Source organism: Crossiella sp. CA-258035 (assembly GCF_030064675.1).
Taxonomy (GTDB): Bacteria; Actinomycetota; Actinomycetes; order Mycobacteriales; family Pseudonocardiaceae; genus Crossiella.
Genome location: NZ_CP116413.1, coordinates 2,985,760 through 2,998,368 on the forward strand (window position 1 = coordinate 2,985,760; position 12,609 = coordinate 2,998,368).

Below are 12,609 nucleotides of genomic sequence, written 5' to 3' on the forward strand. Positions count from 1 at the left end.
GCACCAGACACCCAGCTTCTCGGGAAGGATCAGCGCCTAGCGGCTCACAGCGGCAGGGCCTGCTCGATGTCCGCCCACAGGTCCTCGACGTGCTCGATCCCCACCGACAGCCGCACCATCCCGGCCCCGATGCCCGCCGCCGCCAGCTCCTCCTCGTTCAACTGCCGGTGCGAGGTGCTGGCCGGGTGCAGCACCGTGGTCTCCACCCCGCCCAGCGAGGCCGCCAGCTGCACCACCCGCACCCCCTTGCTGAACGCGTGCCCGGCCTCCCGCCCACCGGCCAGCTCGAAGGCGATCATCCCGCCGAAGTCGGAGAGCAGCCGCGTGGCCACCTCGTGGTCCGGGTGTGAGACCAATCCCGGCCAGTGCACCGCGGTGACCGCCGGGTGCTCGGCGAGGCGTTCGGCGAGCACGGTGGCGTTCGCGCAGTGCTGGCGCATCCGGACCGGCAGGGTCTGGATGCCGCGGATGGTCAGCCAGGCGGCGAACGGGTCGGCCATCGCGCCCAGTTCCATGGCGTGGTGCCACAGCTTGTGGTGCAGCTCCTCCTCGGCGAAGGCCAGGATGCCGCCGGTGATGTCGCTGTGGCCGCCCAGGTACTTGGTCGCCGAGTGCAGCACGATGTCGGCCCCGTGCGCCAGGGGCCGGCACAGCAGCGGGGTGGCGAAGGTGTTGTCCACGATGGTGGTCAGGCCCGCGGCCTTGCCCTCGGCCAGGAAGGCCGGCAGGTCGATGACCCTGGTGACCGGGTTGGCGATGGTCTCCAGGTACAGCAGGCGGGTGTTGGGGCGCACCGCGGTGGCGACCTCGGCGGGGTCGTCGCCGGGGATGTAGGTGACCTCGATGCCGAAGCGGGCGGTCAGGTCGGCCAGGGTGGCGAAGGTGCCGCCGTAGAGGCACCGTTGCGCGATCACGTGGTCCCCGCTGCGCAGCAGGCCGAGCAGGGCGGAGTTGATCGCGCCCATGCCGGAGGCGGTGGACACCGCGCCGACCCCGCCCTCCAGCGCGGCGACCGTGTCCTCAAGGGCCCGGGTGGTCGGGTTGGCGTAGCGGCTGTAGACGAAGCCGGTCTCGGGGGAGTCCAGTGCGGCGGCCAGCGCGTCGGGGTCGTCGAAGGCGAAGTTGGACGCCTGGTAGATCGGCACGCTGATCGGGCGCGAGTTCGGCAGCGCCGGGGCGGTGATGTGGACGGCTCGGGTCTCGGGGCGCGTGGACGTCATGCGTTTCAGCCTGCTCGGGCCGCAGGGGCGGGGACAGCGCCAATCCCGGGTAGATTGGTTTGCCTATGGAGCCAATACCGTGGCCGGTGGACCGGCTCGTCGCCCAGCTCGGCCGCTGGTCGGCCGGGCGCGGTCCGCTGTACCTGCTGCTGGCCGAGCGGCTGCGCCAGCTCATCGACTCCGGCCAGCTGCCCCCGCGCGCCACGCTGCCGCCGGACCGCACACTGGCCGAGCGGCTCGCCGTCGGCCGCACCACGGTGGTCGCCGCCTACGACCGGCTGCGCCAGGACCGCAAGCTGGAACGGCACCAGGGCCGGGGCACCTGGGTCGCGCCCGCGGTGCTCTCCGGCTGGCGCGGCGCGCAGATCGCCCCGGCCAGCCCGCTGTTCCTGAACTACCTGGAGCCGCTCGACGACGTGCTGCCGCTGGCCTGCGCCGCCCCGCACGGCCCGCCGCCGGAGCTGGCCGCGGCCTACCAGCGCGCGCTGCCGATGCTGCCCGGGCTGGACAGCGGCGACATCGGCTACCACCCGCTGGGCCACCCCGCGCTGCGCGCCGCGCTCGCCGAGCGGCACACCAGCCGCGGCCTGCCCACCGAGCCCGGCCAGATCCTGGTCACCACCGGCGGCCAACAGGCGCTGGCGCTGCTCGCCCGGTTGTTCCTGAAACCCGGCGACCAGGTGCTGGTGCAGGCCCCGACCTACCCCGGCGCGCTGGAGCTGTTCCGGGAGGCCGCCGCGCTGGTCCGCACCGCGCCGACCGGGCCGGACGGCCTGGACGTGGCCGCGTGGACCGCCGCCGTGGCCGCCGACCGCCCCGGCCTGGCCTACCTCAACCCCACCCACCACAACCCGACCGGCGCCACCGTGCCCACGCTGGCCCGTCGCCGGATCGCCGAGGTGGCCGCCGAGCACGGCGTGCCGCTGATCGAGGACGACATCCTGGCCGGGCTTTCCCTTGACGGCAGCGAGGATCCGCCGAACCTGGCCTCCTTCGCCCCGCCCGGCGCGGTGATCACCGTCGGCTCGCTGAGCAAGGTGGTCTGGGGCGGCATGCGGGTGGGCTGGATCAGGGCCGCCGAGGGCCAGATCGCCCAGCTGTCCCGGATCAAGTCCATCCACGACCTGGGCAGCGCGGTGCTGGAACAGCTCGCCGCCGCCGAGCTGTTGCCCGCGCTGCCGGAGATCGCGGCCCGCCGCGGCGCGCAGCTGCGGGCCCGGCACGACCACCTGTGCGCCCAGCTGGCCGAGCAGCTGCCCGCCTGGCGGTTCCGGCGCGCCGGTGGCGGGCAGTGCCTGTGGGTGCGGCTGCCGGGCTGTGACGCCTCGGCCTACGCGCAGGTCGCGCTGCGGCACGGGGTCGCGGTGCTGCCCGGGGACGCGCTGGCCACCGACGGCAGTGGCGCGGACCACCTGCGCATCCCGTTCACCGCCCCGCTGGAGCAGCTGACCGAGAGCGTCACCCGGTTGGCCGCGGCTTGGCGGGCCTACCGGCGAACGGGGCACAGCCCGGCCGCGGTGCATGCGATGGTCGTGTGATCTGGGTCAGTTAACCCTGCGTTCGGCCCTTGTTCCGACTCGGGCTTGTACCCATCTATGTTGATGTTCCTAACATCCGCTCATGAGTGACGGATTCTCGGCGAACCGGCGCGCGTTCCTGCGCACCACCGGACTGCTCGGCATGAGCGCGACCATGCTGGGCGGCGCGGGACTGAGCGCGCAGGCCACGCCCGAGGACGACGCGCGGCGAAGCGGGGAGGGCACCAGCGCGGCGGCGCGTCCAGCGGACGTGGAGAACCCGCGCTTCACCCTCGCCGTGGTGCCGGACACCCAGTACCTCTTCGACCGCGACCGTGGCGACCGGGAACCCCTGGAAGCCACCTTCGAGCACGTGCTGGAGCAGGCCAGGGAGCACAACATCGTGTTCCTGGCGCACCTGGGCGATGTCACCGAGAACGGCCTGCCGGACGAGGTCGCCGAGGCCGACCGGGCCTTCCGCGTGCTGGACCGAAAGCGCTTCCCGTACAGCGTGCTGGCCGGCAACCACGACATCAACTCCCGCACCGACGACCAGCGCGGCCGCAGCCCGTACCTGGATGCCTTCGGCCCCAAGCGGTTCGAGCACTCGCCGACCTTCCGCGGCGCCTCGCCCGGCGGCTACAACAGCTACCACGTCTTCCGCGCCGGTGGCAGGGAGTGGCTGCTGCTGGCGCTGGACTGGCGGGTCTCCGCGGTCGGCTACACCTGGGTCCGGCAGGTGCTGGACAAGCATCCAGGGCTGCCGGTCATCCTCACCACGCACGAGCTGGTGCACGCCGACGGCGGCACCGGCGAGGCCGAGCTCTCCGCCGCCGGGAAACTGATGTGGGACAAGCTGATCGCCGGTGAGGACCGGATCTTCCTGACCCTCAACGGCCACTTCTGGCCACCCGGCCGCACCACGCTGCGCAACAAGGCGGGCAACGAGGTGCACCTGCACATCACCAACTACCAGGACCGCTACTACGGCGGCGGCGCGATGCTGCGGCTCTACCACTTCGACCTGGCGCGCAACGTGATCGACGTGGAAACCGTCGCGCCCTGGCTGCTGCGGCGTCGCCCGGAACGGCTCAACGTGCTGGAACAGCAGGAGATCCGCCGCACCGGCGCGGCCGACCGGTTCACCGTGGAGATCGACTTCACCGAGCGGTTCCGCCGGTTCGCGCCGCCGCCGGTGCGCCCGGCCCGGCCCGCGGCGGAGGTGGTCATCCCCGGCACGGTGGCCTACTGGCGGTTCGAGGACGCCGAGCGCTTCGCCGACCTGTCCGGCAACGGCAACCACCTCACCCGCGCCACCCTGCCCGGCGCGCCGAGCGACGCGCTCAGCCACAGCGAGGAGCACCACCCGGACCAGCCGGGCCACGGCAGCCTGCGCATGCACGGCGGCGGCTACCTGCGCACCGCAGCCGACGCGCCGCTGACCAAGCTGACCTTCCCGCGCGGCTACACCATCGAGGCATTCGTCAAGCTGCCCAAGGACTTCGACCACCGGCACGCCTGGTGCGGCCTGCTCACCACGGTGGCCACCGGCGCGGACGCGGGCAAGACCGGCGACGACCCGAGGGAGCCGCTGGCCACGCTCAACCTCTCCGACGGGGCCGCCTTCCAGTGGGCGGCGTTCCCGCGCAACCAGGAGGGCCTGTCCACCAACTGGGGGCACGAGCTGCCGCGCGCGCACTGGTGGCACGTGGCGGTGGTCAACGACGGGCGGCGCAGCGTGCTGCACGTCGAGGGCGCGCCGGTGCTGCGCAACCCCGACACACCGGCGGTCGGCATCCCGGCGGCGGTCGGCGGCTGGCTGGTCGGCGCGTACGCCTATGACCGGAAGGTGGAGAAGAGCTTCACCGGCTGGCTGGGTGACCTGCGGATCGTGGACCGCCCGCTGCGCCGGGAGGAGTTCCTGACCGGGCGCTGACGCGATCATCCAGGCCCAGGCGGCCACGGTGAACGGCACGATCACCGCGAAGTCGGCCAGCAGCGCGCCGCTCGGCCAGCCAAGCCCGGGCGCTGCTCGGCCGCATTCAGTGAAATGCCTGTTCTTGCCGCTGCACCGGTGAGCTGTGAGGGTTCGACACAAACTTGTGTTCGACCCAGCTTAAGGAGTACGCGGTGGCCCGACAGGGTTTCCCATGGCTGCGCGGGGCGGGGGCGGTGACCGCGGTGGCGGTGCTCGCGGCCACCGCGCTGACCGGCACCGGCGCGGCGGCGCCCGAACAGGAGAGCACCGAGCGGTTAGCGCTGGAGTCGGTGAAGTGGGCGCCGTGCCCGGACGCGGTGTTCGTCAACGACCCGCAGGCCGACCGCAGCCGGTTCGGCTGCGCCACCTACAAGGTGCCGATCGACTACCGCAAGCCCTCCACCGGCTCGGTGGAGATCGCGCTGCTGCGGCGGCTGGCCGATGATCCGGCGCGCCGGATCGGCTCGATGTTCATCAACCCCGGCGGGCCGGGCGGTTCCGGCTACCTGGGGCCGATCCGCGCGGACCGGCGCTACGGCGCCGAGGTGCTCAAGCGCTTCGACATCGTCGGCTTCGACCCGCGCGGGGTGGCCCGCAGCAGCCCGCTGCGCTGCTTCACCACCGCCGAGGAGGCCAACGCGGTCGGCGACCGGCAGATCGCGGTGCCGTTCACCCAGCAGGAGGTCAGGGACGCGGTCCAGGCGGGCAAGGACCACAGCGCGGCGTGTGCGAAGAACGCCGGTCCGCTGCTGCGGCACATGTCCACCAAGAACGTGGCCAGGGACCTGGACGTGCTGCGCCAGGCCGTCGGCGACGCCAAGCTGACCTTCGTCGGCTTCTCCTACGGCACGCTGATCGGCTCCACCTACGCCAACATGTTCCCCAGCAAGACCAGGGCGATCGTGATCGACGGCAACGTCGACCCCGAGCTGCGCACCGGGGACGGCCTGGAGTCCGACCGGCAGCGGGCCGAGGGCTTCGAGCTGGCCCTGGACGGCTTCCTCAAGCGCTGCACCGCGGCCGGGCCCAAGTGCGCCTTCAGCGAGGGCGACACGCGGAAGAAGTTCGACGAGCTGCGCACCCGGCTGCAGCGCGAGCCGATCACCCTGCCCACCGGCGCCAAGCTGACGCTGAGCGCGTTCACCAGCAACGTGAGCACCGCGATGTACGCCGCGGACCGCTTCGCGCCGCTGGCGGTGGCGCTGCAGCAGGCCTACACCGCGATGAACCCGGCGGACACCCTGGACCGGGGCCGGACCGAGGCCCCATCCGACTTCCTGACCAAGCAGACGCCGCCGCACAGCCTGGACGCGCTGGCCGACACGCCCTACACCGGCGACGACTCCTTCTACGGCGTCAACTGCATCGACAAGCCCTACCTGCGGCTGCCCGCCGCCTACCCGGTGATCGCGAAGATCTGGGAGCGCCAGTTCCCCACCTTCGGCCGGTTCCAGGCCTTCGACGCGGTGCCGTGCGCGACCTGGCCGGGTGGCTCGGACCGCTACGCCGGGCCGTGGCACAAGAAGACCGAGCACCCGATCGTGGTGATCGGGAACTACTACGACCCGGCCACCCCGTACGCGTTCTCGCAGCGGATGGCCAAGCAGCTCGGCTCGGCCCGGCTGGTCAGCGTGGACTCCTTCGGCCACGCGATCCTGGGCCGCTCGAAGTGCGTGGACGACCTGACCACCGCCTACCTGGCCGAGCTGAAGGCCCCGGCGCACGGGATCGTCTGCCAGCCCAACGCGCAGCCCTTCGCCTGACCCGCTGATCCACGACGCGGCCCCGTCCGGTTCGCCGGGCGGGGCCGTTGTCGATTCCCCAACTGGCAGGCCTTCCGGCCAGCGAGTTTCGGATGATCTCGGAGAACGGACGGTCGAGTAGCCGCAGCGCAACGTGCCCGCATCGGAACGGTCACGAGGGGTGAAATCCTTTGCCCGCGCATGACCAGACTGCACGCCTTGAACGAATGGGCGGGAGGACACGAGGAGATGCGCAGATCAGGCAGGCTCGGCCTCCGCGCGGCCGCGATCACCGCACTGGCGGTGGCACTGGTCGCCGGGTGCGGGTCCGCGCCGGAGGAAACCAGGGATGTCTCGGTGGTCAACCGGGCCGCCAAGACCAAGAAGCTCACCATCGGCATCGCCTACGACCAGCCTGGCCTGTCCGAGCGGGTGGGGGAAGGCAAGATCGAAGGATTCGACGTCGACGTCGCCGAGTACGTGGCCCGCGAGCTCGGCGTGCAGGCCGACAACATCACCTGGAAGGAGACCAGGGCGGGCGAGCGGGAGAAGGCGATCATGGACGGGTCGGTGGACCTGGTGGTCACCACCTTCTCCATCACCGAGGAGCGCAAGACCAGGATCGCCTTCGCCGGGCCGTACTTCATCGCCGGGCAGGGACTGCTGGTGCGCTTGAACACCAGCGACATCACCGGCCCGGAGTCGTTGAACGGCAAGAAGCTGTGCACGGTGCCGAACACCACCTCGGCGCAGACCATCAAGGATCGCTTCGCCAAGAGCACCCAGCTGGTGGAGTACTTCCGCTACTCCGAGTGCATCAGCGCACTGCTGCTGGGCAACGTGGACGCGGTGACCACCGACGACGTCATCCTGGCCGGGTACGCCGCGCAGAACCCGGAGCTGCTGAAGGTGGTCGGCAAGCCGTTCAACCCGGAGCGGTACGGGATCGGCCTGGCCAAGGACGACGTCTCGGGCAAGGGCAAGGTCAACTCCGCGATCGAGAAGATGATCAGTTCGGGGGAGTGGAAGAAGTCCCTGGACAAGCACGTCGGCCCGTCGGGCTACCCGGTGCCCACGCCCCCGGAGGTGAACGAGCGCTGAGCGCGCCCTCCTGCCGTCCGCCGGAGCCTCACCTCCGCCGGGCGCGGGCGAGCTGGCGTGGCGACGGTTGCGGGTCCTGCTACCGGCAGGGACAGGCCGCAGGCCGGGGGACCCGGGGCCAAGGCCAGGCCACGCAACGGCGGCTGCTCGCGGGGATGTGGTTCGCGGTCGGAAGGTTGTGCGGAGAAGGCGAGAGGGTCGCGAGCACGCTGGAACCGGCCCCGGCCCCGGCAACCCAAACCCCGCCCGCAACTTGCTTGTCCCGGCTTTTGACTTGTCAAACCCCTCCGGGGGTCTGCCCGTCCGGCGAGGACATTCTTTTGATCTTCGGGGTTTCAGACGAAGATCAAAGTCAAGAGCGTCCTCGCCGGACGGGCAGGAATCAAAGCATGGGGGGGAAAGTCAAAGTCAAAGGCCAAGACGCAAGCAGGTCTTGAGGTTCCCCATGCCCGTCAACCCTCCGAAATCACACCACATCCCAGCGAGCAGCCGCCGTTGCGCTGCTTGGGTTCGGCGGCGGTTGCTGTGAGCGTCTGCTCGCTGGGATGCGGTCTGACTTCTCCAGGTTGACGGGCATGGGGAACCTCAAGACTTCGGTGGACGTTTGAAAAGCCACCCCGTCGCTGGTTCCTGGTCGCGAGTGTGAAAAAGCGGGCGGGAAGACCTTTGGCCTTCCCGCCCGCCCAGTTCCCGAGCCTGGTTACCGAGCCCCGGTAACGGGTTCACTCAGCTGCGGACCATCTTCCGCAGCACGTACTGCATGATCCCGCCGTTGCGGTAGTAGTCGGCCTCGCCGGGGGTGTCGATGCGGACCACCGCGTCGAACTCGACCTTGTCGCCGTTGGTCTTGGTCGCGACGACCTTGACCGTGCGGGGTGTGGTGCCGTTGTTCAGTTCGGTGACGCCGGTGAAGTCGTAGGTCTCCGTGCCGTCCAGGCCCAGGGTGGCCGCGGTCTGGCCTTCCGGGAACTGGAGGGGGAGCACGCCCATGCCGATCAGGTTGGACCGGTGGATGCGCTCGAAGGACTCCGCGATGACCACCCGGACGCCCAGCAGGCTGGTGCCCTTGGCGGCCCAGTCGCGGGAGGAGCCCGAGCCGTACTCCTTGCCTGCCAGCACCACCAGCGGGATGCCTGCCTCGGCGTAGGCGACGCTGGCGTCGTAGATGGTGGTCTGCTCGCCGTCGGCCAGGAAGTTGCGGGTGAAGCCGCCCTGGACGTCGTTGAGCAGCTGGTTGCGCAGGCGGATGTTGGCGAAGGTGCCGCGGATCATGACCTCGTGGTTGCCGCGGCGGGAGCCGTAGCTGTTGAAGTCCTTGCGGTCCACGCCGTGCTCGCTGAGGTACTTGCCCGCGGGGGAGTCCGGCTTGATGGAACCGGCGGGGCTGATGTGGTCGGTGGTGACCGAGTCGCCCAGCAGGGCCAGCACCCGGGCGCCGCTGACGTCGGTCACCGGCTTCGGGTCCATCTCCATGCCCTCGAAGTACGGGGGCTTGCGGACGTAGGTGGAGTCCTCGGCCCACTCGAAGGTCTTGCCGGTCGGGGTGGGCAGGGACTTCCAGCGCTCGTCGCCGGCGAAGACGTCCGCGTAGTCCTTGACGAACATCTCCGAGCTGATGGAGCTCGCGATGACGTCCTGGATCTCCTGCGGGGTCGGCCAGATGTCGGCCAGGAACACCGGCTTGCCGTCCTGGTCGTTGCCCAGCGGCTCGGTGTTGAGGTCCAGGTCCATGGTGCCCGCGAGGGCGTAGGCCACCACCAGGGGCGGGGAGGCCAGGTAGTTCATCTTGATGTCGGGGCTGATCCGGCCCTCGAAGTTCCGGTTGCCCGACAACACCGAGACCACCGACAGGTCGTTGTCGTTGATGGCCTTGGAGATCTCCTCCGGCAGCGGGCCGGAGTTGCCGATGCAGGTCACGCAGCCGTATCCGACCAGGTGGAAGCCGAGCTTCTCCAGGTACGGCAGCAGCTGGGCCTTCTCGTAGTAGTCCATGACGACCTTGGAACCCGGCGCCAGGGAGGTCTTCACCCACGGCTTGCGGGACAGGCCCCGCTCCACCGCGTTCTTGGCCAGCAGCGCCGCGCCCAGCATCACCGAGGGGTTGGACGTGTTGGTGCAGGAGGTGATCGAGGCGATCGCCACGTGCCCGTGGTCCAGCACCGTCTCGGTGCCGTCGGCCAGGGTCACCGCGACCGGCTTGTGCGGGCGGGCGCCGTTGGCGCGGGAGTTGCTCGCGGGGGCGTCGGAAGCCGGGAAGCTCTCCTCCAGCTCCTCGTCCACGCCGTCCTCGTCGGCGACGTAGTTGCGGATGTCGGCGTGGAACTTCTCCTTGGCCTCCGACAGCGCGATCCGGTCCTGCGGCCGCTTCGGGCCCGCGATGGACGGGACCACGGTGGACAGGTCCAGCTCCAGGCTCTCGGAGTACTCCGGCTCCACGGCCGGGTCGTGCCAGAGGCCCTGCTCCTTGGCGTAGGCCTCGACCAGCGCGAGCTGCTCGGCCGGACGGCCGGTCAGGCGCAGGTAGTCCACCGTCTCCGCATCGATCGGGAAGATCGCGGCGGTGGAGCCGAACTCCGGGCTCATGTTGCCGATGGTGGCGCGGTTGGCCAGCGGCACCGCGGTCACGCCGGAGCCGTAGAACTCGACGAACTTGCCGACCACACCGTGCTTGCGCAGCATCTCGGTGATGGTCAGCACCAGGTCGGTCGCGGTGGCGCCGGGGGGCAGCTCACCGTGCAGCTTGAAGCCGACCACCCTGGGGATGAGCATCGAGACCGGCTGGCCCAGCATCGCGGCCTCGGCCTCGATGCCGCCAACGCCCCAGCCGAGCACGCCGATGCCGTTGACCATGGTGGTGTGGCTGTCGGTGCCGACCACGGTGTCCGGGTAGGCCTGGCCGTTGCGGGTCATCACCACGCGCGCCAGGTGCTCGATGTTCACCTGGTGCACGATGCCGGTGCCCGGCGGCACCACCTTGAACTCGTCGAAGGCGGTCTGGCCCCAGCGCAGGAACTGGTAGCGCTCCTTGTTGCGCTGGTACTCCAGGTCCACGTTGCGCTCGAAGGCGTCCGGGCGGCCGAAGATGTCGGCGATCACCGAGTGGTCGATCACCAGTTCGGCGGGCGCCAGCGGGTTGACCTTCGTGGGGTCGCCACCGAGCTGGGTGACGGCCTCGCGCATGGTGGCCAGGTCAACGACACAGGGCACGCCGGTGAAGTCCTGCATGATCACCCGGGCCGGGGTGAACTGGATCTCGGTGGCGGGGTCTGCCTTGGGGTCCCAGCTGCCCAGCGCGCGGACGTGGTCGGCGGTGATGTTCGCCCCGTCCTCGGTGCGCAGCAGGTTCTCCAGCAGGATTTTCAGGCTGTACGGCAGGCGCTGGGCGCCCTCCACGGCGCTGAGCCGGAACACCTCGTAGGAGGCGTCACCGACGGTCAGCGTGCCGCGTGCGCCGAAGCTGTCCTTGCTCACGGGTGCGGTCACGTGCAACTCCATCTCGCGGCGGTGCAAGTTCGGGAACGAGGGCGAGTCTTGCGCACCCGAGCCGAGCGCGCCGCCGTGCCCTCCTGGCTCTAACAGTACGCTTGTCCTATATTCACGTTCAACCGGGGGTGGCGCGTGTCGGGTTAGCTGGCACGTGTCACCGGACACACCGGGACGCGAAGGGACTGGGGATGCTGCGTCTGGAGGGAGTGGGCAAGCGCTACGGGCGCGGCCCGCTGGTGCTCGCCGAGGTCGACCTGGCGCTGACCGCTGGGCAGACCACCGTGGTGCGCGGCCGCAACGGCTCCGGCAAGTCCACCCTGCTGCGAGTCGTGGCCGGGGTGTGTCAGCCCAGCCTGGGCCGGGTGCGCGGTAGACCGGCCCAGGTGGGCTACGTGCCCGAACGCTTTCCGGCACACCTGCGGCTTTCCCCGATCGGCTACCTCCGACACCTCGGCGCGGTCCGTGGCCAGTCCCGCGCGGCCACCGAGGCCCGGCTGACGGAGCTGCTCACCAGGCTGGCCTTCGCCGGGGAGCCGGACGAGCCGATGAACCGGCTGTCCAAGGGCAACACGCAGAAGATCGCGCTGGCCCAGGCGCTGCTCGCGCCGGTCGGCCTGCTGGTGCTGGACGAGCCGTGGACCGGCCTGGACACCACCGCCGCCGGGGTGCTGGGCGAGCTGCTGGCCGAGGAGGCCGCGCGCGGGGCCGCCGTGCTGCTCATCGATCACGAGGAGCACCACGAGCTCATCCGCCGGGACCGCCTGGTGGAGATCGCGCAGGGCCGGATCCGGGTGCACGACACCCTGCCGGAGGACCTGGTCGAGCTGACCCTGCGGGTGCCCGCGCGCGCGGCCGACGCGCTGCGTGCCACCGCCCGCGAGCTCGGCGGCTCGGAGGTCACCCGATGACCGCGCTGCTCCGCTACCTGGCCGCCGACCTGCTGCGCTCGCAGGTCTTCTTCCTGCCCGCGCTGCTGTTCCTGGCGGTGCTGGCCATGCTCAACAGCGGCGACCCCGGCCCGCCGCTGTCGGCCTACCAGGGCACCGCGCTGGTCATCTACCCGGTCGCGGCCGCGCTGACCATGGTCATCGCCAACGCGGAGGACCCCATCGCCCGCCAGGTCACCCTGGTCACCGCGCGCGGCTGGGGCCGGGTGCTGGCCGCGCTGCTGGCACTGTCGGTGCTGGCCCTGCTGCTGCTCACCGCGCTGGCCCTGCTGGTCCCGCTGCTGGTCAACCCGCGCCCGCAGCCACCGAGCCTGCTGCTGGCCGGCGCGCTGGCGCACCTGGGCAGTGGCCTGCTCGGCGTGGCGGTCGGCCTGCTGTGCGCCCGGCCGCTGCTGCACCGCCCGGTGCACGCGGTCAGCACCATCCTGCTCGGCGTGGTCCTGGTCGTCTTCCTCGGCCGGGTGCCGCCGATCGGCAACCTGATGACCCTGCTGGAGGGCAGCGACGGCAGCCACGCGCTGGCCGCGCTCACCGGCAACCTCGCCCTGTCCGCCGGACTGCTCGCCGCCACGGCCGCCCTGGTCTACGCCATCGGCCGCACACGACTGTGAGACAAGG

The 12,609-nt window shown here is 70.9% G+C and carries 8 protein-coding genes; 6 read left to right on the forward strand and 2 right to left on the reverse strand.

The genetic code is table 11. The annotated features are described in order from the left end of the window. Positions 1-44: 44 nt before the first annotated feature. Positions 45-1,220, reverse strand: a complete 1,176-nt coding sequence (locus N8J89_RS13760; RefSeq protein WP_283664734.1) for a trans-sulfuration enzyme family protein — start codon at positions 1,218-1,220, stop codon at positions 45-47. Positions 1,221-1,306: 86 nt separating this feature from the next. Here N8J89_RS13760 and N8J89_RS13765 point away from each other — a divergent pair, with 86 nt between their 5' ends. From N8J89_RS13765 to N8J89_RS13780, 4 genes are all read left to right on the forward strand, one after another. Beyond that, positions 1,307-2,758: an aminotransferase-like domain-containing protein gene (locus N8J89_RS13765; protein WP_283664735.1), complete on the forward strand. Its 1,452-nt coding sequence runs from the start codon at positions 1,307-1,309 to the stop codon at positions 2,756-2,758. An 82-nt stretch (positions 2,759-2,840) separates the two neighbouring features. Further along, positions 2,841-4,673, forward strand: a complete 1,833-nt coding sequence (locus N8J89_RS13770; RefSeq protein WP_283664736.1) for a LamG-like jellyroll fold domain-containing protein — start codon at positions 2,841-2,843, stop codon at positions 4,671-4,673. 194 nt (positions 4,674-4,867) lie between these two features. Beyond that, on the forward strand, positions 4,868-6,478 hold the full coding sequence (locus N8J89_RS13775; RefSeq protein WP_283664737.1) for an alpha/beta hydrolase: 1,611 nt from the start codon (positions 4,868-4,870) through the stop codon (positions 6,476-6,478). 228 nt (positions 6,479-6,706) lie between these two features. Next, positions 6,707-7,558 carry a glutamate ABC transporter substrate-binding protein gene (locus tag N8J89_RS13780; protein WP_283664738.1) on the forward strand — a complete coding sequence of 284 codons (852 nt, stop codon included), beginning with the start codon at positions 6,707-6,709 and terminating at the stop codon, positions 7,556-7,558. Positions 7,559-8,284: 726 nt separating this feature from the next. Here the strand turns inward: N8J89_RS13780 and acnA are convergent. Next, the gene (gene acnA / locus N8J89_RS13785; RefSeq protein ID WP_283664739.1) at positions 8,285-11,041 is read right to left on the reverse strand and encodes an aconitate hydratase AcnA; all 2,757 of its coding nucleotides are present in this window, start codon (positions 11,039-11,041) and stop codon (positions 8,285-8,287) included. Between the two features lie 191 nt (positions 11,042-11,232). On the opposite strand from acnA, the gene N8J89_RS13790 reads away from it, so the two are divergent. Both N8J89_RS13790 and N8J89_RS13795 read left to right on the forward strand, forming a co-directional pair. Next, on the forward strand, positions 11,233-11,952 hold the full coding sequence (locus N8J89_RS13790; RefSeq protein ID WP_283664740.1) for an ATP-binding cassette domain-containing protein: 720 nt from the start codon (positions 11,233-11,235) through the stop codon (positions 11,950-11,952). After that, positions 11,949-12,602 carry a hypothetical protein gene (locus tag N8J89_RS13795; RefSeq protein ID WP_283664741.1) on the forward strand — a complete coding sequence of 218 codons (654 nt, stop codon included), beginning with the start codon at positions 11,949-11,951 and terminating at the stop codon, positions 12,600-12,602. The genes N8J89_RS13790 and N8J89_RS13795 overlap by 4 nt, the downstream gene beginning before the upstream one ends. Positions 12,603-12,609 lie beyond the last annotated feature (7 nt).

Excerpts from the sequence above, each read along its gene's own strand:
- N8J89_RS13760 (WP_283664734.1), bottom strand. The coding sequence starts at position 1,220 with ATGACGTCCACGCGCCCCGAGACCCGAGCCGTCCACATCACCGCCCCG.
- N8J89_RS13770 (WP_283664736.1), top strand. The coding sequence starts at position 2,841 with ATGAGTGACGGATTCTCGGCGAACCGGCGCGCGTTCCTGCGCACCACC.
- N8J89_RS13790 (WP_283664740.1), top strand. The coding sequence starts at position 11,233 with ATGCTGCGTCTGGAGGGAGTGGGCAAGCGCTACGGGCGCGGCCCGCTG.
- N8J89_RS13780 (WP_283664738.1), top strand. The coding sequence starts at position 6,707 with ATGCGCAGATCAGGCAGGCTCGGCCTCCGCGCGGCCGCGATCACCGCA.
- N8J89_RS13795 (WP_283664741.1), top strand. The coding sequence starts at position 11,949 with ATGACCGCGCTGCTCCGCTACCTGGCCGCCGACCTGCTGCGCTCGCAG.